Origin of the sequence: Brevundimonas sp. (genome assembly GCF_041911375.1) — a bacterium.
Classification (GTDB): domain Bacteria; phylum Pseudomonadota; class Alphaproteobacteria; order Caulobacterales; family Caulobacteraceae; genus Brevundimonas.
Map to the genome: position 1 here is coordinate 1 of NZ_JAYRPA010000001.1, position 17,893 is coordinate 17,893.

At 68.1% G+C, this 17,893-nt stretch carries 16 protein-coding genes; 5 read left to right on the forward strand and 11 right to left on the reverse strand.

Going from position 1 to position 17,893, the window contains the following annotated elements; genetic code table 11:
- Positions 1–415: 415 nt before the first annotated feature.
- Entirely contained in the window at positions 416–733 is a 318-nt protein-coding gene (locus ACE3PU_RS00005) for a cell division protein ZapA (protein ID WP_374385404.1), read from the reverse strand.
- Positions 733–984 (reverse strand): hypothetical protein, encoded by a 252-nt coding sequence (locus ACE3PU_RS00010; protein ID WP_374385405.1) that lies wholly within the window; start codon positions 982–984, stop codon positions 733–735. The genes ACE3PU_RS00005 and ACE3PU_RS00010 overlap by 1 nt, the downstream gene beginning before the upstream one ends.
- A 96-nt stretch (positions 985–1,080) precedes the next feature.
- Here ACE3PU_RS00010 and tkt point away from each other — a divergent pair, with 96 nt between their 5' ends.
- Entirely contained in the window at positions 1,081–3,072 is a 1,992-nt protein-coding gene (gene tkt / locus ACE3PU_RS00015; protein WP_374385406.1) for a transketolase, read from the forward strand.
- A 171-nt stretch (positions 3,073–3,243) separates the two neighbouring features.
- On the forward strand, positions 3,244–4,440 hold the full coding sequence (purT, locus tag ACE3PU_RS00020; protein WP_374385407.1) for a formate-dependent phosphoribosylglycinamide formyltransferase: 1,197 nt from the start codon (positions 3,244–3,246) through the stop codon (positions 4,438–4,440).
- A 2-nt stretch (positions 4,441–4,442) separates the two neighbouring features.
- On the opposite strand, the gene ACE3PU_RS00025 is transcribed toward purT, so the two are convergent.
- Both ACE3PU_RS00025 and ACE3PU_RS00030 read right to left on the reverse strand, forming a co-directional pair.
- The gene (locus ACE3PU_RS00025) at positions 4,443–5,717 is read right to left on the reverse strand and encodes a S41 family peptidase (protein WP_374385408.1); all 1,275 of its coding nucleotides are present in this window, start codon (positions 5,715–5,717) and stop codon (positions 4,443–4,445) included.
- 35 nt (positions 5,718–5,752) lie between these two features.
- Positions 5,753–6,463: an SDR family NAD(P)-dependent oxidoreductase gene (locus ACE3PU_RS00030; protein ID WP_374385409.1), complete on the reverse strand. Its 711-nt coding sequence runs from the start codon at positions 6,461–6,463 to the stop codon at positions 5,753–5,755.
- Positions 6,464–6,569: 106 nt separating this feature from the next.
- Here ACE3PU_RS00030 and ACE3PU_RS00035 point away from each other — a divergent pair, with 106 nt between their 5' ends.
- Positions 6,570–7,274 carry an HAD family hydrolase gene (locus ACE3PU_RS00035; RefSeq protein WP_374385410.1) on the forward strand — a complete coding sequence of 235 codons (705 nt, stop codon included), beginning with the start codon at positions 6,570–6,572 and terminating at the stop codon, positions 7,272–7,274.
- Here ACE3PU_RS00035 and ACE3PU_RS00040 read toward each other — a convergent pair.
- A complete protein-coding gene (locus tag ACE3PU_RS00040; RefSeq protein WP_374385411.1) occupies positions 7,265–8,056 on the reverse strand; it encodes a hypothetical protein in 792 nt (263 codons plus the stop codon). The genes ACE3PU_RS00035 and ACE3PU_RS00040 overlap by 10 nt on opposite strands.
- 101 nt (positions 8,057–8,157) lie before the next feature.
- Entirely contained in the window at positions 8,158–11,175 is a 3,018-nt protein-coding gene (locus tag ACE3PU_RS00045) for a TonB-dependent receptor domain-containing protein (RefSeq protein ID WP_374385412.1), read from the reverse strand.
- Positions 11,176–11,444: 269 nt separating this feature from the next.
- Here ACE3PU_RS00045 and ACE3PU_RS00050 point away from each other — a divergent pair, with 269 nt between their 5' ends.
- A complete protein-coding gene (locus ACE3PU_RS00050) occupies positions 11,445–11,759 on the forward strand; it encodes a hypothetical protein (RefSeq protein WP_374385413.1) in 315 nt (104 codons plus the stop codon).
- 25 nt (positions 11,760–11,784) lie between these two features.
- Positions 11,785–15,081, forward strand: coding sequence for a carbamoyl-phosphate synthase large subunit (gene carB / locus ACE3PU_RS00055; protein ID WP_374385414.1), 3,297 nt, complete (start codon positions 11,785–11,787; stop codon positions 15,079–15,081).
- Here the strand turns inward: carB and ACE3PU_RS00060 are convergent.
- The 5 genes from ACE3PU_RS00060 to ACE3PU_RS00080 all read right to left on the reverse strand — a co-directional run bounded on the left by ACE3PU_RS00060 (position 15,072) and on the right by ACE3PU_RS00080 (position 17,852).
- Positions 15,072–16,073: a mitochondrial fission ELM1 family protein gene (locus tag ACE3PU_RS00060; protein ID WP_374385415.1), complete on the reverse strand. Its 1,002-nt coding sequence runs from the start codon at positions 16,071–16,073 to the stop codon at positions 15,072–15,074. The genes carB and ACE3PU_RS00060 overlap by 10 nt on opposite strands.
- A gap of 5 nt (positions 16,074–16,078) precedes the next feature.
- Entirely contained in the window at positions 16,079–16,552 is a 474-nt protein-coding gene (greA, locus tag ACE3PU_RS00065; protein ID WP_374385416.1) for a transcription elongation factor GreA, read from the reverse strand.
- 143 nt (positions 16,553–16,695) lie between these two features.
- Positions 16,696–16,890, reverse strand: coding sequence for a hypothetical protein (locus tag ACE3PU_RS00070; protein WP_374385417.1), 195 nt, complete (start codon positions 16,888–16,890; stop codon positions 16,696–16,698).
- Between the two features lie 43 nt (positions 16,891–16,933).
- Positions 16,934–17,599 (reverse strand): glutathione S-transferase family protein, encoded by a 666-nt coding sequence (locus ACE3PU_RS00075; RefSeq protein ID WP_374385418.1) that lies wholly within the window; start codon positions 17,597–17,599, stop codon positions 16,934–16,936.
- Between the two features lie 55 nt (positions 17,600–17,654).
- Positions 17,655–17,852, reverse strand: a complete 198-nt coding sequence (locus ACE3PU_RS00080; protein WP_374385419.1) for a cysteine protease — start codon at positions 17,850–17,852, stop codon at positions 17,655–17,657.
- Between the last annotated feature and the right edge of the window lie 41 nt (positions 17,853–17,893).

The following is a 17,893-nucleotide window of genomic DNA, read 5'->3' on the forward strand; positions in this document are numbered from 1 at the left end:
ATCGGCGTGCGCGGCGGCGCGCGCGGCGGCCGCCGGGTCGGCCTCGGCCAGCCGCTTTCGCAGCGCCCGGGCGGCGGATCGGCGTTCGTGCTTGTCTGACATGACGGCGCCCGGGCGATGCGCCCCAGGGCGCTCATGCAGCGAGCGACCACGTCGCGAGCGCTCGACGGAAAGAAGGGTGGCGGCGCCGCAAGAACCGTGAAGGGCGGTTTAAATCCTCTCGACCTGGGTAGCCAGGTGGGCTCCGTGTGCCCGGGCCCTCGAGCCCAAACAGGGACAGATCCCTTCGAGTGAATTAAGGTCGCGAGGAAATGTTGCCTTCGACGAGGGCCGCAGCAGGACCCGCCGTCAGCCAAGATAGGCGTTCCCCCGGCCGGGCGCCAGCGCCGATCTTCGTGGCCGCGTCACCGCATCGTCAAATACGCTGCGCGATCTTCTCGAGCCGGGCGGCGACGGCATTCAGCGCCTCGGCCACGCCGTCGTTCGATGGCGTCGGGGGTGACGACGGCGTCTCGTCCTTGCCGCCGCCCGCGCGCGCCTCATGCAGTTCGTCGGCCAGGATCAGCGCCGACATGAGGAACAGACGCAGGTCGCCGACATTGCCGACGCTCTCGGCGACCGAGCGGACCTGGGCGTCGAACTGTCCGGCGAGGGCGCGGACGCGCTCTTCCTGGCCGTCGGCGCAACCCACGGCGTAGGGGCGGCCATTCACCTCCACCGTCACCGTCGCCATCAGTCGGCCCCTTCCGTCTCGGCCAGAACCTCGCGCACGGCGTCGGCGGCGCGCGCCAGGGCCTGGGACGCCTCGCGCCCCGCGGCCTCCAGCTCGGCGACGCGCGCGGTTTGGGGACGCGGCGCGAACAGGTCGTCGTCGGCGATGGGCGGCGCCGAGGCGGGGCGCGCCTTCAGCTCCAGTATCTTGCGTTCCAGTTCGGCCAGAGCCCGGTCGATCCGGGCCCGTGCGGCCGTGGTGGCGTCGGCCATCGGTCGCTCCTTGAGAATCCGTATAGAACCCGACCGCGCGCCGGGGTAAAGGCGGCGCGCCCCTGTTTTTCCGCCTTCCGACGAAAGGTCTTCGCCGTGACCGACGCCAAAACCGCCCCCAAGGCCACGCCCGAGCAGATGGCGAACGCCATCCGCGTCCTCGCCATGGACGGGGTTGAAAAGGCCAAGTCGGGCCACCCCGGCATGCCGATGGGCATGGCCGACGTCGCCACGGTGCTGTTCTCCAAGTTCCTGAAGTTCGACGCGAGCCGCCCGGACTGGGCCGACCGCGACCGCTTCATCCTGTCGGCCGGCCACGGCTCGATGCTGATCTACGCCCTGCTGCACCTGACCGGCTACAAGGCGGCGACCAAGGAAGAGCTGTCGAACTTCCGCCAGTGGGGATCCAAGACCGCCGGCCACCCGGAATACGGCCACATGCCGGGCGTCGAGGTGACCACCGGCCCGCTGGGTCAGGGTCTGGCCACCTCGGTCGGCTTCGCCCTGGCCGAGCGTCACCTGGCGGCCAAGTACGGCGACGACCTGGTGGACCACCGCACCTGGGTGATCGCCGGCGACGGCTGCCTGATGGAAGGCGTGTCCCAGGAAGCGATCGCCCTGGCCGGCCGGCTGAAGCTGAACAAGCTGACCGTGCTGTGGGATGACAACGAGATCACCATCGACGGCAAGGTGTCCCTGTCGGACGCCACCGACCAGAAGGCGCGCTTCAAGGCCGCGGGCTGGGCCGTGCGCGCCATCGACGGCCATTCGATGAGCGAGATCAAGGCGGCCCTGAAGTGGGCCCAGCGCCAGGACAAGCCGACGCTGATCGCCTGCAAGACCAAGATCGGCAAGGGCGCCGCCACCATGGAGGGCAGCCACAAGACCCACGGCGCCGCCCTGGGCGCCGCCGAGATCGCCGCCACCCGACTGGGCCTGGCCTGGGATCACGAGCCCTTCGAAATGCCCCAGACCATCGCCGACGCCTGGGCCAAGGTCGGTCGTCGCGGCGCCAAGGACCGCAAGAAGTGGGAGGCCCGCCTCGCCGCCTCGCCCCAGGCCGCCGACTTCACCCGCGCCATGAAGGGCGACCTGCCCGAGGGCGCCTTCGATGCTCTGAACGCCAAGATCGCCGAACTGGTCGAGACCAAGCCCGCCCAGGCCACGCGCCAGTCGTCGGGCGCGGCCCTTGAGCAGGTGTTCGCCGCCATTCCCGAACTGGTCGGCGGCTCGGCCGACCTGACCGGATCGAACAACACCTTCGTCGCCGGCACGCCGATCCTGGACGCCCCGTCCTATGAAGGCCGCTACGTCAACTGGGGCATCCGCGAGTTCGGCATGGCCGCGGCCATGAACGGCCTGGCGCTGCACGGCGGGGTCATCCCCTACGGCGGCACCTTCATGGTCTTCTCGGACTACAGCCGTCCGGCCATCCGCCTGGGCGCCCTGATGGGCGTGCGCGCCATCCACGTCCTGACCCACGACTCCATCGGCCTGGGCGAGGACGGCCCGACGCACCAGCCGGTCGAACATCTGGCGGCCCTGCGCGCCATTCCGAACCTGCTGGTCTTCCGCCCCGCCGACACGGTCGAGGCCATGGAGTGCTGGAAGATCGCGCTGGAGACGAAGACCGCCCCGTCGGCCATGGCCCTGTCGCGCCAGAAGACGCCGGCCGTCCGCACCGTCGCCGCGTCGGAAAACCTGTCCGCCAAGGGCGCCTATGAGATCAAGCCGGCGTCCGGCGAGGCCAAGGTCACCCTGTTCGGCACCGGCACGGAACTGGCCCTGGCGCTGAAGGCGGCCGAGACGCTGGAGGCCGAAGGCGTGGCGACCCGCGTCGTCTCCGTGCCCTGCTTCGAACTGTTCGAGCAGCAGGACGCCGCCTATCAGGCCTCCATCATCGGTCGCGGCACGGTGCGCGTCGCCGTCGAGGCCGCCATCAAGCAGGGCTGGGAACGCTTCATCGGCGAGGACGGCGCCTTCGTCGGTATGACCGGCTTCGGCGCCTCGGCCCCGGCCGAAGTCCTGTACGAGAAGTTCGGCGTCACCGCCGAGGCGGTGGTCGCGGCGGCCAAGGCGCGGCTTTAAAGAACCTGCCATTCTCCCGTTGGGAGAAGGTGGCCCGCAGGGCCGGATGAGGGTCGGCCGGTGGGCCAGTTCGCACCGCCCGACCCTCTCCCTTTCGCGCAAGAACGACGGCTTCGCCGCCGTGCGCTCAAGCCCTCTCCCAGCGGGAGAGGGAAGCTTGTGGAGCAGACGATGAAACTCGGCACCCCGCTTTCCGACACCGCCGTCCGCGTCATGCTGCTGGGCTCCGGCGAGCTGGGCAAGGAAGTCGCCATCGAGCTGCAACGGCTGGGCGTCGAGGTCATCGCCGTCGACCGCTACGCCAACGCTCCCGCCATGCAGGTGGCGCACCGCAGCCACGTCATCCCCATGACGGACGCCCAGGTGCTGAACGGCGTCATCCTGGCCGAGGCGCCGCACATCATCGTGCCCGAGATCGAGGCCATCGCCACCGACGTGCTGGCGGGGATCGAGGCCGCCGGTCTGGCCCGCGTCATTCCCACGGCGCGCGCGACCCAGCTGACGATGAACCGCGAGGGCATCCGCCGCCTGGCCGCCGAGGACCTGGGCCTGCCGACCAGCCCCTACGCCTTCGCCGGCAGCGCCGCGGAACTGGCCGAGGCGGCGGAACGCATCGGCCTGCCGGTCTTCGTCAAGCCGGTCATGTCGTCTTCCGGCAAGGGCCAGTCGATGATCGAGGCCCTGGAGGACGCGGCCAACGCCTGGACCTACGCCCAGTCCGGCGGGCGGGTCGACACCGCCCGCGTCATCGTCGAGGGCCGCATCGACTTCGATTTCGAGATCACCCTACTGACCGTGCGGTCGCTGGATGCCGACGGCCAGGTCCGAACCGATTTCTGCGCGCCCATCGGCCACCGCCAGGTGAAGGGCGACTATGTCGAGAGCTGGCAGCCCCAGGCCATGACGCCCGCCGCCCTGAAATCCGCGCAGGACATCGCCGGCAAGGTCACCGACGCGCTCGGCGGCCTGGGCGTCTTCGGCGTGGAGCTGTTCGTCAAGGGCGACCAGGTCTGGTTCTCGGAGGTCTCCCCGCGCCCGCACGACACGGGCCTGGTCACCCTGGCCACCCAGACCATGAGCGAATTCGCCCTGCACGCCCGCGCCATTCTGGGCCTGCCCGTCGATGTCACCCAGCGCGAACCGGGCGCCAGCGCGGTCATCTACGGCGGCATAGAGGCCCAAGGGATCGCTTTCGAGGGCGTGGCGGAGGCCCTGTCCGTCCCGACCGCCGACCTGCGCCTGTTCGGCAAGCCCGAGAGCTTCGAGCGGCGGCGCATGGGCGTGGCCACCGCGCGCGGGGCGACGGTGGATGAAGCGCGCGAACGCGCGCGCGAGGCGGCATCGCGCGTCAGACCCATTCGGGGCTGATCCTAGCGGTCGATCGCAGCGGCCGCGGCCGTCGAGCCCGCCCCATCCAATGCGGCGATGGCCGCCTCCAGCGTCGGGTCCGCGCCCGTGCGCCGCTGGGCCAGGGTGCGCGGAGCCAGCAGGTCCGGCGTCACGCCGCGCTTCTCCAGCCGAACGCCGCCCCGGGTGACGAAGTCGGAGCGGCTAAGCGTCAGGCGCCCCCCGTCGGGCAGATCGGTGTCCTGAGCGATCAGGACCGAGCCTCCGGTCGTTTCGCCTACCACCAGTCCCCGTCCCGCCTCCTGCAGCGCCGCCGGGGTCAGCTCGGCCGCGCTGCGGCTGGACTGATCGACCAGAACCGCCACGGCGTTCGGGACCGGCTGGTCATGGTCGCCGCAGTCGCCGTCCGCCCGCAAGGTCACGGCCCGCCCCGACCGGGTCGTCCGCGTCGCCCAGACCTGGCCGCGCGGCAGGAAACAGGTCAGCACCGACTCCGCCTCCCACAGCCGCCCGCCGGGATTGGCCCGCAGGTCCAGGATCACGTCCACGTCCGGGTCCAGGCCTTCCAGCTGCCCCCCGACCCAGCGCCCCAGACCCTCGTCGAACTGCTCGACCGTCAGGACCAGCACGCCCGGCCGCGAGCGGTCGGCGACGAAGGGCTGCGGCCCGTCCATCAGGCGCGGCGTGACCGTCACCTCGCGCCCGACGCCGTCCTCGTCGGTCAGGACCAGCTGGACCGGCCGCCCGTCGAACACCTCGACGTCGGCGCCCCAGGGCCGCCCGTCCAGACTGTTCAGCGTCCAGCCGACCTGGACGCCGGCGGCCTCGGCCGGCGAACCGGACCGAACGCGCTCCACCGTCCAGACGTCCCGCGCGTCGCCCGCCATCAGGGTCAGCCCCAGGACGGCGCGGCGCTGATACTGGCGGGCCTGGCGGCGCACGGCGGCCGGCGGGCTGGCCCCGGCATGCCCGTCGTCCAGCAGATCCAGCATGTCGTTCAGCACGCCATACAGCGCGCGATCGTCGGAGGCGGTCACGGCCAGAGGGCGAAACCGCTCGCGCGCCGCACGCCAGTCCACGCCGTGCAGCGCCGGATCGTAATAGCCCCGCCGCACCTCGTCCCAGACGCGGTCGAACACGCGCTGGTTCATGCGCATCCGCTCGCGAGAGGGCGCAGACGTTTCGGCGACCACGGCCGAGGCGTCTGCGGCCGGGGCCGGCAGGGGCGCCGTCGCCAGAACGAGGGCCGCAGACGCCGTGACGGCGGAGACCAGTCGGGCGAGCCGAATACGCTTCATACGTCCTTCTCGGCCGTGAGCCCGCGCGGTTCAAGTCACGATGGAATGCGCGCGCCGTCCCAGGCGAACACCCCGCCGGTGTCGGACGGCGTCAGGCCGGCCAGCACGCCAAGCAGATGTTCGGCCGCCGCCTCGGGGGAAAACAGTCTCTCGGGCGCCACGCCCTTCTGGAACGGGGCCGACATGTGCGTGTCCACCGTGCCGGGATGCAGGCCCGCGACGACCGCCAGCGGGTGGGTGCGCGCCATCTCGATGGCCAGATTCCTCAGGATCATGTTCAGCGCCGCCTTGGACGCGCGATAGGCGTGCCAGCCCCCAAGGCGATTGTCGCTGATCGAACCCACGCGCGCCGACAGGGCCGCGAACACCGCACGCCGGTCGCGGGGCATGAGCGGCAGCAGGCTGCGCGCGACCAGGGCCGGCCCGATGGCGTTGATCCGGAAATCCCGCTCCAGATGGTCGCGGTCCAACTGCCGATAGGCGCGCTCGGGGCTCTTGCCGTCGTGCAGCACGCCTGTCGCGACCACGATCAGCGTCGGCGGCGGCCCCTGACCAATGCGTTCACCCAGCGCCTGCAGGGATGCGTCGTCCTGAAGGTCCAGAGCGACCGCCTGGGCGCCCGGAACCGGCGCGCCGGCGCGGGACGTCGCCCAGCACATGTCGAACTGCGGATCGGCCGCAATGCGCCGCACCAGGGCCTGGCCGATTCCCCCCGTCGCGCCCACGACGACAGCCGACTGCTTCACGTCGCCCTCCTCCATCTGCATCCGGATACGCGCGGACGGCCCCGTCGGTTGTCTTGCGTCGCTCTGAACGAGGCGCCAAACAGCCCTCCCCAGCGCCGGAGCGACCATGCCGATCACCACCGTGGGCCTCGATGCCGACGACACCCTCTGGCACAACGAGACCCTGTTCCGCCTGACCCACGCGCGCTTCGTCGACCTGCTGGATGATCACGGCGACGCGGAGACGATCGAGGCGCGCCTGGCCGATGTCGAGCGGCGCAACCTGCGGCTCTACGGCTATGGAGTGAAGGGGTTCACCCTGTCGATGATCGAGACGGCGATGGAGCTTTGCGACGGCGGCGCGCCGCCCGAGGTGGTGCGCGAGATCCTGGCCGCAGGACGCGAGATGCTGGCCCACCCTGTCGAGACCCTGCCGGGCGTCGACGCGGTGGTGGACGAACTGGCGGGGAAATACCGTCTGGTCCTGGTCACGAAGGGCGACCTGCTCGACCAAGAGCGCAAGCTGGCCGCGTCCGGCCTGGGCGACCGCTTCAGCGCCGTCGAGATCGTTTCGGAAAAGGACCGCGCCACCTACGAGCGGGTCTTCGCGCGTCACGGCACGGGTCCAGAAGAGGCGGTGATGGCCGGCAACTCGATGAAGTCCGACGTGCTTCCGGCCATCGAGGCGGGAGCCTTCGGCGTCCACATCCCCTACCACGTCACCTGGGCCCACGAACTGGCCGACGCGCCCGAGGGCCATCCGCGCTATGTCTCGCTGAGCCGCATCGACGAACTGCCAGACTGGATCGCCGCGATCGGCGATCAGGCGTAGCCCAGGAGCGCCCTCAAGCCGGGGGCGTGATAATCGACCAGAGCCTTCTGCGTCGCCGAGAGTTCGTGTGGAAAGACGACATTGGCGACCGGCTTCAGGTTTTCCCTGGCCGTGCGGCTGAACTTTCGGTCGGCGCCGATCCGCACTCGCTCGCGCCAGTCCGCCGGCATGGCGACGCCGCAGGCCTCCAAAAGGTTCGCGAACAACGCTTCAGATCGACGAGATTCCAGATCCTGAACCGATGCCAGAAGGTCCTCGTATCGGATCAGATGGACACCGGTTCCAAGCCAAGCCGCCGCATTGTGCGTGAAGATGTCGATCAGACCAGGCGACTTCTGGTGAATGCCGAAGATCATCATGTTGATGATGGCCTCAGCAGGAAACACGCCGGATTTGAGATGAGCGATGTTGTCCTGCTGGAACTCCTCCGAGACGAAGAACCGCGCCCGCGCCAGCACCCAGTCATACGGATCGCGGACCATGAGAATATGACGGGCGGTGCGAACGTTGGCGTAGGACTGGTCGCTGAACAGAAGATGCGCCGCACTTAACATCGGCGCGTGAGGGTTAAACGCATCCAGATGTAGGTGCATGTTCGGGATTTGAACGAAGTCGGCGTCGTAATGCTGCTCTACCGGCACGAACATTCTCATGATGTTGCGCAGAAGATGCGTGCCGCCCTTCGGGACGCTGTTGAGCAGCACCGGTTGCTCAAGCGGAGCCTGAACAAACCGCGTGACCTGTTCGTTCAGGGTGTCAGGAATGCCGCCGATACGCGCCATAAATAAAGCCTTTCGGAGACTGCCGATATACGCAGCGGGGGCAGCGGATCGCTCCGCCGCCCCCGCCCTAGACGTTGGTCCTTCCGATGCGCAAGAGCGCGTTAGAAGGTTTTGCTGACCCGCAGGAAGCCACGACGACCGTAGAAGGCCTCGGTGTACTGCGACCCGAAGACGGAGTTGCCCTGCACCGTGGTGGCGAACGAGGTGGCCGCCGGCGGCAGTTCATCGAACAGGTTCGACACGCCGCCGCTGATACGCCAGCCGTTGTCGCTGTCGTAGCTCAGCGAGACGCTGTGGAAGCTGGTGAACTCGGCCACAGCCTTCACCTCGACCCGGCGACCATCGATCGTCTCGAAGAGATCGCCGTTGTCGTCGATGTAGTCGAGGCTGCTGTCCTGATTGCCGATCCAGTCAAAGCCCCAGAACGCCGTCCAAGGTCCGCGCGCGAAGCTGGCGTTGATGTTGCCAACGAGCTCAGGGTTGCCGATGCGACCCAGCGGATCGACCGGCGCGTCTTCAAACAGAGCCGTGCGATCTTCCAGCGTCCAGGTGGTCTGGCTGTCCAGGGTCAGTTCACCCCACGGCGTATCGGCGATGTAACGCACCGTAAAGTCCAGACCACGGTTGGTCTGCTCGGCGACGTTCAGATAGGAATCCCGGACCTGTGTGATGCCGCTGGTCCCCGCGTCGCGGTCGAACTGGTTGCAGATCGGATCGGACGGGAAATTGTCCGAGGTGTAGCAGGCGTTCAGAATGCCCGCAGCGCCGAGGTTGCGAACCTCGTCCTGGATTTCGATCTCGAAGTAATCGACCGCAATGCTGAGCCCGCTGTCCGGCGGGGTGAGGATCACGCCCAGAACCGTGGCTTCGGACGTTTCCGGCTCCAGAACGCCGAGGCCGCCGCCCGTCACGATTTCCGCCGAAGACGGAGCGCCCGCATAGGAGCCGTCAACCCCGCCGCCCGGCCCAGCGGCGCTGGTGCAGTTGTTATAGACCTGTTGCGAGACGGAGCCCTCCGCCAGCCTGTTGTCCAGGTTGAGGCACGGGTCGATCGAACGCTGGGACAGGAAGCCGGTCTGGTCGGCCAGGTAGAGCTCGAACAGCGCCGGAGCGCGGAAAGAGGTGCCGTGCGATGCACGGAAGCGAATGCCGTCCATCGGTTCCCAGTTCAGCCCCACCTTGTAGGTATTGGCGTCGCCCGAGGTCTTGGTGTCCGTGTAGCGGCCGGACAGGGACAGGTCGAGTTCACGAGCGAAAGCCACGTCCCTCAGGAGCGGAACGGACAGTTCGGCGTAGACCTCACGCGTGTCGTCCGAACCTGCAGTGATGCCCGACCCCGACAGACCCCAGCTGTTGTCCGCCAAGGTGATCTCGCCCGGCGTGTCGTTGATCTCGTCGCGGCGAAGGTGGAAGCCCAACGCCAAGCCGAGCGGACCCGCCGGCAGCTCCATCACGTCGCCGCCGATGAAGCCCTCGACATAGGTCTGTTCATACAGGGTGTTGCCCGTATCGGTGTCGAACAGGAAGGCGCGTTCCTCGTCCGTCAGACGACCGGCCAGGAAGTCGGGATCCGTGAAATCGACGTCGATGCAGGGGCGGCCGCTGACCGGCAGGTTCGAACCCACGCAGCTCTCGGTCTTGAAGCTGGTTGAGTCGACGGCGTCCTGCAGGATGACGTCGGACGTGTAGTCGCCATCCGAGCGGCTGTACTGGACGAAGACGTCCCACTTCCAGTTCTTCAGCGCGCCGACGCTGAGGTCGCCGCGGATTCCGGCGACGCCGCGGATATAATCGACGCGTTGTGACTGGTCGAAGTGATCGGTGATCGGCGTGGCGCTGAGCAGGTTCAGGCCCGTGAAGCCCGTAACCGGGTCACCGCCGGAGCCCGGACCATAGTAGTAGTCCAGGAAGTCAGCGGTGTAGGTGTAGTTCCAGAACTGACGGAAACCGTCCGTGCGGCTCTCACGGCGGTTCAGCAGGAACTCGCCGTAAACCTCTGCGCCGCCGAGGTCGTAAGAGCCCTCGATGAAGGCTGTGTAGCGATCCACCTCGGGAATGACCGAAGCTTCCTTAGCGAACTCCGGCAGGTTGTTCGTCACCGCCCGGGAAGGGGTGTCGTAGTTGACCAGGTAGAAACCGGCGGGCGCTGTCGGATACATCGCCGAAACAGCCGGGTCGGTCGGACGCGTGGGGATATACTGCCCCAGGTCGCCGTCATAGTCGTACTGGAAGCGGCCGGCGCGGCCCGAGAAATCGCTGCCGTAGACGTAGACCTGCCCCCAGGGCGAGTCGGTGCACTGCGGCTGACCGGTGCGGGGATCGATGCGGTCTGCGCGGTTACGCGTGCCCGGCTCAAACACATATTGATTGGTGCAGGTCAGGTAATCGCGGTCGCCGGCGCGGAGGGCCTCGTGGCGGTAATAGTCGGCCGAAATGTTGATGTGGCCGCGGTCAAAGCTCTTGCCGAACGAACCGGACAGGTTGAACTGCTCGCCGCCGCCTTCGAACGGCGCCGTGACGAAGGCCGACATTTCACCGCCGTCGCGGTTCTGGTCGGTGATCAGGTTCACCACGCCGGCGACGGCGTCGGATCCGTAGATCGACGAGGCGCCGTCCTTCAGGATGTCGATGCGGTTGATGGCGGACTGCGGGATGACGTTCAGGTCGAAGGACGACACGCCGCCACGCGTGCCTGCCGGGCCCGCACGACGCCCGTTGAGAAGCACCAGCGTCCGGTTGGCGCCGAGGCCGCGCAGCGAAATGGTCGCCGCGCCCGGCCCGCCGTCGGTCACGAAGGCGCTGGAAATGGCCGAGTTCACCTGAGGCGAGCCGGCCGCGAGGGTGGAGGATTGCAGGAACTGCGCCGTATCGCTGATGCCGCGTTGCTCGGCGCGCTCGGACGTCAGCACCTGCACCGGCGATGCGCTGGTGAACTCGTTACGCGGAATACGCGAACCGGTGACCACGATCTCGCCGACCTCCGCCGGCTGTTCGCTCGTCTGCTGCGCCTCGCCCTGAACCGACGTCTCCTGCGCGAGAGCCGGCGCTGTGGCCGCCAGCGCCACCAATGCGCCGCCGACGAGAGCGGACGTGTTGAATAGACCGATGCGATAAGCCACAGGCAACCCCATTTTCAGATATCAGGGTACTGGCTTAGAGCCACCGGCGTCGTTGTTTCAATCTCATGACGCAAAGATGGCGATTCCGCAGCGATGTGTGGCGAATTGGCCTCAGTCGTGGCGACATGAAGGCGTCGCGGGAGAAGACTTGCTCCCGTGGCCCCCGCCCACTAAACGGGCGGCTTAGCCGAACACCTCACCCTTGCCCCGCATGGCCTGTCTTCGCCAGCGGCGGCCTTTGCGCGCGACGAACGAAGGATCGCACATTCTTGGACGCCTCGGACATCAGTCATGACGAACGCGACGCCATGGTGCGCGCGGCGCTGGCCGAACAGGGCGACAGCGGCGTGACCCCGCGTCACACGATCTTCTACTTCTATGGCGAGGGCGACCACGGCGATCTGAACGAGGTCGCGCGCCGCGCCGGCTTTCTGACCCGCGGCTCCGGCGATTCCACCATTCTCGAGACCACCATGGCGGTCGACGCAGCCAGTTTCGCGCCCGTCTCCGCCATGATGCAGACCTGGGCCGCGGCCTTCCAGCTGGACTACGACGGCTGGGAATGCGCGGTCGTGACCCACTAGCGTTCAATAAGAAGAAGAGGCTCCCATGCCCAAGCGCACGGACATCAAGTCCATCCTCATCATCGGCGCCGGCCCGATCGTCATCGGCCAGGCGTGCGAGTTCGACTATTCGGGCGTCCAGGCGTGCAAGGCGCTGAAGGCCGAGGGGTACCGGGTCATCCTGGTCAACTCGAACCCCGCCACCATCATGACGGACCCGGAGGTGGCCGACGCCACCTATATCGAGCCGATCACGCCCGAGATGGTCGAGAAGATCATCGCCAAGGAGAAGCCCGACGCCCTGCTGCCGACCATGGGCGGCCAGACGGCGCTGAACACGGCGCTGGCCCTGGACGCTTCGGGCGCGCTGAAGAAGTACGGCGTCGAAATGATCGGGGCGAAGGCCGAGGTCATCGACAAGGCCGAGGACCGCCAGAAATTCCGCGACGCCATGGACAAGCTGGGTCTGGAAAGCCCCCGCTCCAAGGCCGCCCATTCGATGGAAGAGGCGCTGGACGGGCTGGAGTTCGTCGGCCTGCCCGCCGTGATCCGCCCGTCCTTCACCCTGGCCGGCACCGGCGGCGGCATCGCCTATAACCGCGAGGAGTTCGAGGAGATCGTCCTGCGCGGCCTGGACCTGTCGCCGACCACCGAGGTGCTGATCGAGGAATCGGTGCTGGGCTGGAAGGAGTACGAGATGGAGGTCGTCCGCGACACGGCGGACAACTGCATCATCATCTGCTCGATCGAGAACGTGGACCCAATGGGCGTCCACACGGGGGACAGCATCACCGTCGCCCCCGCGCTTACGCTGACCGACAAGGAATATCAGCGGATGCGGACCGGCTCGATCAACGTCCTGCGCGAGATCGGGGTCGAGACCGGCGGGTCGAACGTCCAGTGGGCGATCAATCCCAAGGACGGCCGCATGGTCGTGATCGAGATGAACCCGCGCGTGTCGCGCTCCTCGGCCCTGGCGTCCAAGGCGACCGGCTTCCCGATCGCCAAGGTCGCCGCGCGTCTGGCCGTCGGCTACACCCTGGACGAGCTTCAGAACGACATCACCCAGGTCACGCCGGCCAGCTTCGAGCCGTCGATCGACTATGTCGTCACCAAGATCCCGCGCTTCGCCTTCGAGAAATATCCGGGCTCGGAGCCCCTCTTGGGCACCTCGATGAAGTCGGTGGGCGAGGTCATGGCCATTGGCCGGACCTTCCAGGAATCGATGCAGAAGGCCTTGCGCGGTCTTGAGACCGGCCTGTCCGGCTTCGACGAGATCGAGATCGACGGCGTGGCCGGCGCCGAGGACGAAACGGCGCGCAACGCCGTGATCCGCGCCCTGGGCGTCCCCACGCCCGACCGCATCCGCGTCATCGCCCAGGCCTTCCGCCACGGCCTGACGGTCGAGGAAGTGGCCGCCGCCTGTTCCTACGAGCCTTGGTTCCTGCGCCAGATCGCCGACATCGTGCGCGAGGAAGGCCATGTCCGGGTCAAGGGCCTGCCGACCGACCCGACCGAGTTCCGTCGCCTGAAGGCCAAGGGCTTCTCCGACGCCCGCCTGGCCCATCTTGTCGGGTCCACGGAAAAGGCCGTCCGCACCGCCCGTCGCGGCCTGAACGTCCGCCCGGTGTTCAAGCGCATCGACACCTGCGCGGCCGAGTTCGCCAGCGCCACCGCCTATATGTATTCGACCTATGAGACCGGCGCCCTGGGCCAGATCCCCGAGTGCGAGTCCGAGCCGTCGGACAAGAAGAAGGCCATCATCCTGGGCGGCGGTCCGAATCGGATCGGCCAGGGCATCGAGTTCGACTACTGCTGCTGCCACGCGGCCTTCGCCTTCGACGACATCGGCGTCGAGTCGATCATGGTCAACTGCAACCCCGAGACCGTCTCCACCGACTACGACACCTCCGACCGCCTGTATTTCGAGCCGCTGACGGCCGAGGACGTGCTGGAGCTGATCGAGGTCGAGCGGTCGAAGGGCGAGCTGATCGGCTGTGTCGTCCAGTTCGGCGGTCAGACCCCGCTGAAGCTGGCCCATGCGCTTCAGGACGACAGCGTGCCGGTGCTGGGCACCAGCGTCGACTCCATCGATCTGGCCGAGGACCGCGAACGCTTCCAGCAGATGCTGGAGGGCATCGGCCTGCGCCAGCCGCCGAACGGCCTGGCCCGATCGGCCGAGGAAGCCGCGCAGAAGGCGGAAGAGGTCGGCTATCCCGTCGTCCTGCGCCCCTCCTACGTTCTGGGCGGGCGCGGCATGATGATCGTCCACGATCGCGAGCAGCTGGACCGCTACGTCCACGAGGCCATGCGCGTCTCGGGCGACGATCCGGTGCTGATCGACCACTATCTGAACCGCGCCACCGAGGTGGACGTCGACGCCCTGTGCGACGACGAGACGGTCTTCGTGGCCGGCGTGCTGGAGCATATCGAGGAAGCTGGCGTCCACTCGGGCGACAGCGCCTGCTCCATGCCGCCCTACTCCCTGTCCGCCGAGACGGTCGCCGAGCTGAAGCGCCAGACCACCGAAATGGCCAAGGCCCTGAAGGTGCGCGGCCTGATGAACGTGCAGTTCGCCATCGAGGAGCCGCACGGCGAGAACCCGCGCATCTTCGTGCTGGAAGTGAACCCGCGCGCCAGCCGCACGGTGCCCTTCGTGGCCAAGACCATCGGCCAGCCGATCGCCGCCATAGCCGCCAAGGTCATGGCCGGCGCGCCGCTGAAATCCTTCGGCCTGACCGACAAGCCGTACGACCATATCGCCGTGAAGGAAGCGGTCTTCCCCTTCGCCCGTTTCGCAGGCGTGGACACCGTTCTGGGCCCCGAGATGCGCTCGACCGGCGAAGTCATGGGCCTGGACTGGAAGCGCGAGGGCGAGGCCGACATGGCCCCCGCCTTCGCCCGCGCCTTCGCCAAGTCCCAGATCGGCGGCGGCACCACCCTGCCGACCTCAGGCTGCGCCTTCATCTCGGTCAAGGACGAGGACAAGCCCTTCATCCTGGACGCCGCAAGGACGCTTCTGGCGGAAGACTTCACCCTGATCGCCACGGGGGGCACCCACGCCTATCTGGTCGAACAGGGGCTGGAGGCGAAGCTGGTCAAGAAGGTGCTGGAAGGCCGTCCGCACATCGTGGACGCCATGAAGAACGGCGAGGTCCAGCTGGTCTTCAACACGACCTCGGGCAAGCAGTCGCTGCAGGACAGCTTCAGCCTGCGCCGCACCGCCCTGATGATGAAGATCCCCTATTACACCACCACCGCCGGCGCCCTGGCGGCGGCCCAGGCCATCGGCGCGATCAAGGCCGGCGATCTGGATGTGAAGGCGATCCAGGCCTACGCCTGAGCCGCCTTCATGGCTTGGAGGACCGCGCGCGCCGCGCGGTCCGTCTCGGCTAGCGGCTCATAGGTCCAGGGCTCCAGCGTCCCGTCGAACGGCCGCGCCGCGCCACGGGCCTCCAGCTCGGCGTGCAGGCGGGCGAACTTGCCGGGAGGCTTCAGGGGGACCATCGGCAGGATGTGGACCGGCTTGCCGGTGGAAGCCGCTTCGGCGGCCATGTTGGCGCTGTCTTCGGTGACCAGCACGTGATCGGCGGCGTCCAGGAAGGCGAACAGGGGATTGTCGCCCTGCCCGTCCCAGATCCAGCCCGGCAGGGACGCCAGGCGCGCCGTCATCGCCGCCTTGGCCGCCGGGGGCGTGCGGCGCGAGAAGGTCAGCAGCAGCGAACCGCCCGCGGCCTGGATCGCCCCCGCGATCGTCTCGGCCAGGGTGGCGGCGTGGGTTTCCGTCAGGTCGAAGGCCTTCGATCGTCCGCCGACCAGCACGGCGACGCGGGGATGCGGCAGCCCCGCCAGCCGGTCCGCGAAAGCCGGCGCCGCCTGGAGCAGGCGCGCGGGCGTGATGCGGTGCGGCGAGCCGGTGATCTCAAGGACGTTGTCGCCGGACAGGCCGTCGTGCGCCGGCGCCACCACCATGTCGAAACGATCGGTCGCCCAGCGCGGATCCTGGGTCTGGACCACGAAGGTCCGCCCGCCGCTCAACCTCTTGGCGCGCACGGAGAGCGGCAGGGTCGCGCGGCCAGCGGCGATCCACAGATCGGGCCATGGCGATGTCAGGGTGTCGGAGGTCGGGTCCAGCATCGCCGGCGTCTTCAACGCCGACGGCAGACGGTCGAACATAGGCCGCCAGCGGATGCGCTTGACGTCGATCCGGGCGGGCGTCAGGCGCTGGACGGCCTCGGCCAGCCCCAGAGCCTGGTTTTCGATGCCGGCGCGGCCGTCGGAGACGACCCAGATGCGCAGGCCGTCGGGCGAATGGGGACGAGAAACCGTCCCCACCGCAGTTACTTCCACTCGACCTTGAGGATTTCGTAGGCCTTCACGCCCCCGGGCGTGTTGACCTCGACCACGTCGCCGACCTCCTTGGAGATCAGCGCGCGTGCGATGGGCGAAGCGATGGAGACCTTGCCCTGCTTCACGTCGGCTTCGTGCTCGCCGACGATCTGGTAGCGGCTCTCTTCCTCGGTGTCCTCGTCCACCACGGTCACGGTGGCGCCGAACTTGACCTGGGAGCCGGACAGTTTGGAGACGTCGATCACCTGGGCGCGGCTCAGCTTGTCCTCGATCTCGGCGATCTGGCCTTCGATCCAGCCCTGGCGCTCCTTGGCGGCATGATATTCGGCGTTTTCGGACAGGTCGCCGTGCTCGCGCGCCTCCGAAATGGCCGAGATCACGCTCGGCCGTTCGACCGACTTCAATTGCTTCAGTTGATCGTCGAGGACACGGTAGCCCTCGGCCGTCATCGGCACTTTTTCCATTGGTGTCGTGATTTTTCTGGTTTCGCCCGGAGACAGGGAATGGGTACGCGACAATAGAAAAGGCCGCGGGGCGGGCGCGGCCGGGCAGATATACTAGGGCGCCAAGGGCGGAAACTCAAGGGCCTCCGCCCGCATCAGGGCGCTCAAGCCTTGGCGCGAGGGTTGGAGGCGCGCCGTCCGACGCGCTTTATCAGGCTGTAGGCCAGCCAGCCCAGGGCGGCGAGACCCAGCCCCATGAAGAGCGCGGACGCCAGGGCCGCGCCCGCCGCCATGAAGGCGAGAATGAAGGCGACAGCCGCGAACAGGCCGGCGACGATCTGGACAGTATGCAGTTTCATACCGGCTTAACGCCCCCGCGGCCTGGGGGTTGCCCCGCGCGGATCACGCGTAGGTGTAGGCGCCGCCCCGCTCGAGCGCCCGCTGATAGGCGGGACGGGCGTGAATGCGTTCAAGGAAAGCCCTCAGCCTGGGCTTGTCCTCGATGTCGTAGGCGCGGTCCGCCCCGGCCTCCACCGGGAAGCTCATCATGATGTCGGCGGCCGAGAAGTCGTCGCCGGCGAACCAGGCGGACCGTCCCAGTTCGCTTTCCCAATAGTCCACGTGCGTGCGGGTCTGGGGATCGACGAAGGACGCAAGCGCCTTGGCGGCGACGCCCTTCACCAGCGGGCGGAGCAAGGCCGGGCTGCGGCGGGGCAGCATCGTGAACACCAGCTTGAGCAACAGCGGCGGCATGGCCGAGCCTTCGGCGTAGTGCAGCCAGTAGGTGAAGCGTCGCCCCGCCTCGGTTCCGGCGGCCGGCCGCAGCCGCCCCTGGCCATAGGTTTCGAGCAGATAGTCGACCACGGCGCCGGTCTCGGCCACCGTGACGTCGCCGTCCTGCAGCACCGGCGACTTGCCGAGCGGGTGGACGGCCTTCAGTTCGGGCGGGGCCAGGCGGGTGCGGGGATCGCGCTCGTAACGCTTCACCTCGTAGTCGAGGCCCAGTTCCTCCAGCAGCCAGAGCACGCGCTGGGACCGGCTGTCGGCGAGGTGGTGAACGATGATCATGGCGGCGCTCCGTGAGCCTGCCCCTATAGACGAGCGGCGGACGCCGCCACAGTCCTTATCGCGGCCTGCGGCCGCTCCAGCGCGCGCGCGACGGCTGGGCCGGCGGGGCCTGCTTCTCGCGCCGGCTGCGCCAGACCTCATAGGCCAGGGTCGCCAGGGCCAGCTTGCCCGCGTGACGTCCCGCCATGCGCCGCCCGCCCTTCGACAACAGCAGACCGCCGACCAGCGGGACGAGCTTGTGCATACGAATCATGTCCGGTTCTCCTTCAAACGCGCTGAACGCCTGAACGCCCG

Bases quoted from the DNA above. Each gene is read 5' to 3' on its own strand.
- ACE3PU_RS00075 (WP_374385418.1), bottom strand. From the start codon at position 17,599: ATGATCATCGTTCACCACCTCGCCGACAGCCGGTCCCAGCGCGTGCTC.
- ACE3PU_RS00035 (WP_374385410.1), top strand. From the start codon at position 6,570: ATGCCGATCACCACCGTGGGCCTCGATGCCGACGACACCCTCTGGCAC.
- ACE3PU_RS00005 (WP_374385404.1), bottom strand. From the start codon at position 733: ATGGCGACGGTGACGGTGGAGGTGAATGGCCGCCCCTACGCCGTGGGT.
- ACE3PU_RS00010 (WP_374385405.1), bottom strand. From the start codon at position 984: ATGGCCGACGCCACCACGGCCGCACGGGCCCGGATCGACCGGGCTCTG.
- greA (WP_374385416.1), bottom strand. From the start codon at position 16,552: ATGGAAAAAGTGCCGATGACGGCCGAGGGCTACCGTGTCCTCGACGAT.
- ACE3PU_RS00040 (WP_374385411.1), bottom strand. From the start codon at position 8,056: ATGGCGCGTATCGGCGGCATTCCTGACACCCTGAACGAACAGGTCACG.
- ACE3PU_RS00080 (WP_374385419.1), bottom strand. From the start codon at position 17,852: ATGATTCGTATGCACAAGCTCGTCCCGCTGGTCGGCGGTCTGCTGTTG.
- carB (WP_374385414.1), top strand. From the start codon at position 11,785: ATGCCCAAGCGCACGGACATCAAGTCCATCCTCATCATCGGCGCCGGC.
- ACE3PU_RS00025 (WP_374385408.1), bottom strand. From the start codon at position 5,717: ATGAAGCGTATTCGGCTCGCCCGACTGGTCTCCGCCGTCACGGCGTCT.
- purT (WP_374385407.1), top strand. From the start codon at position 3,244: ATGAAACTCGGCACCCCGCTTTCCGACACCGCCGTCCGCGTCATGCTG.
- ACE3PU_RS00070 (WP_374385417.1), bottom strand. From the start codon at position 16,890: ATGAAACTGCATACTGTCCAGATCGTCGCCGGCCTGTTCGCGGCTGTC.